This is a genomic window from Staphylococcus sp. HMSC056G08 (genome assembly GCF_001812305.1).
Taxonomy (GTDB): domain Bacteria; phylum Bacillota; class Bacilli; order Staphylococcales; family Staphylococcaceae; genus Staphylococcus; species Staphylococcus simulans.
Genome location: NZ_KV808490.1, coordinates 1 through 2421, shown reverse-complemented (window position 1 = coordinate 2421; position 2421 = coordinate 1). Strand labels below are relative to the sequence as shown.

Genomic DNA, 2421 nt, shown 5'->3' with positions numbered 1-2421 from the left:
TTTTGCTCACCAGTCCTATTTGACAGAGAGCCCTATAAAACGAAAGCCAAGAACACTGACGTTCTTGGCTTTTTTGAGATTTATTCTTTTGTTTCACGCATTTTTGCGACATTCGCATGTGCGTTGTGTTTATATTTCTGATAGAAAATAATGACGATAATAAACCAAATCGGTGATACAAATAGTGCATTTCTTGTTTCTTCTGTAAAGAATAATAGTACATAGGCAAACAAGAAGAAGAGTAACACAACGATACCGGCATATGGACCACCTGGTAATTTAAAGTCGTTCGTTTTATGTTCCTGCTTATTTTTAAAGGCATAAATAATGTATGAAATGATAATCAATGTCCAAACAAATAAGTAAAGTACGGTTGATAGTGTTGTGACATAGATAAATAACTGTACTGCATTAGGGAAGACATAGTTCAATAATGCTGCGAACAGTAATAAAATTGATGAAATCAACATTGAAATATGCGGTACACCACGGTGATTGACTTTACCTAATGCTTTAGGACCTAAGCCTTGTTCAGCTAAACCGAATAAGATACGGCTGTTTGAATAAATACCACTGTTAGTAGCTGACGCTGCAGCTGTAATAACTACAAAGTTCACAAGACTTGCGGCGAATGGAATACCAATCAAGCCGAATACTTTAACAAATGGACTTGAGTTTTCACTTAAAGTATTCCAAGGAACTACAGATGTGATAATGATTAATGAACCGACATAGAATAATAAGATACGAATCGGTACATTATTAATGGCTTTCGGAATCGTATTAGCACGGTCTTTCGTTTCACCGGCAGTTACACCGATCAATTCTATACCAATAAATGAATAGATTGCCATTTGGAAAGCCATTAAGAAGCCGAAAGCACCATTAGGGAATAATCCGCCATGACTGACTAAGTTTGAAAAGCTTGCTGTACCATGTTCAGTTTTTACTGACATGAAAATTAATACTAGTCCTACTACAATCAATGCGATGATAGTTATAATCTTAATTAAAGCAAACCAGAATTCTAGTTCACCAAACAATTTTGCGCCTAACAAGTTGAATGAAATTAAGATTAATACCACGAACAGCACTGAAATCCAGTTAGGAACATCAGGCAGCCAATATGAAATATATTGACCGATAGCTGTTAAGTCAGACATGCTTGATGCAATCCAACAAAACCAGTAGGTCCATCCAATCACAAAACCGCCGAATGGTCCTAGATATTCATTAGCAATATCTACAAATGAATTAAAACGTGTGTTGCTTAAAAGTAACTCGCCCAGTCCGCGCATAAACGCAAATAAAAACATCCCAATGATGATATAAGCGATGAAAATACTCGGACCTGTTAATTTAATCGTTTGGCCAGATCCTAAAAAGAGACCTGTACCAATTGCCCCACCAATCGCGATTAACTGTATATGCCTATTGCTGAGGTCTTTTTGTAATTTCTGTCCCAAAATTTTTGCACCCTTTCGGATTTGTATATGACAAAGGGGTTGACGTTAAATGATGTTAATAATGATATAAAAAATTTCAGGACATTGCAATTGTTAATGTATAAATATAAAAAACTTTTATGAAGTACATAATTTAAAACTATCAAAAATTTTGTTATTTTTTAGCTGGTTTGGGTAAGCATTTTCTATAAATTTTCTGTGGCTTCTGTCGCATGATATAAACAAAGACGACCGGCTGAGTCATAGCTTTGACGCATTTTATCTTTCGGGATTTGAATCACTTGATAACGTGAAGGGATCAAAGCTGGAACATAGAGTTTACGACCAAATTGTGCCCATAATGGATCAATATAAAAATAGTTGTTTTGGTCATATCCGATTAATAAGGTGATATGAATGTTTGAGACCCATTCTTTACGTGTGTCATCGACTCTGAACGTTCGACGCTGCGGTTTTTGGCCCAGTACTGTGTGATAAATCAACACAGGTTGACCTGCATCGATAATACGTTCAAGTTCAGCTAATGATTTACCAGTACCATCTTTAATACGTGTGTCATATTGTTTCAAGTAAGGAACAAATGCATTTGGGAAAATCGTTTGATGTGCACCCGGTTTAATCATTAAGAAATGACCGACGTAGCCTTTATTCGGATTGCTTGGATGTGTCGGCCAACGCTTCATTAAAGAAATAGGGTGGACAAATATATGATTATAATCCAGCAGCATAGATGCGGCAGTGCCTTCACAGCCCATGACCATAGGAATTGGAGAGAGCTGACTTTTTGGTTTAACATTTAGTATTTTCTTCATTTTTGATAACTCCCCATCGTTCATCATTACTCTTATTATAAAAGTTGTACATGACTGAGTATATTACTTTGTCTCAGAAAATATAAAAAAGAGCGAGACTGTTGTCTCACTCTCAGACCGTAGACAAACTACCGTTATAACTT

At 36.0% G+C, this 2421-nt stretch carries 2 protein-coding genes; both read right to left on the bottom strand.

Annotated elements, in window-relative coordinates; translation table 11 throughout:
- Positions 1-80 precede the first annotated feature (80 nt).
- The gene (locus HMPREF2846_RS08285) at positions 81-1466 is read right to left on the bottom strand and encodes an amino acid permease (RefSeq protein ID WP_023015075.1); all 1386 of its coding nucleotides are present in this window, start codon (positions 1464-1466) and stop codon (positions 81-83) included.
- Positions 1467-1651: 185 nt separating this feature from the next.
- Entirely contained in the window at positions 1652-2278 is a 627-nt protein-coding gene (locus HMPREF2846_RS08280) for a C39 family peptidase (RefSeq protein ID WP_002479756.1), read from the bottom strand.
- Between the last annotated feature and the right edge of the window lie 143 nt (positions 2279-2421).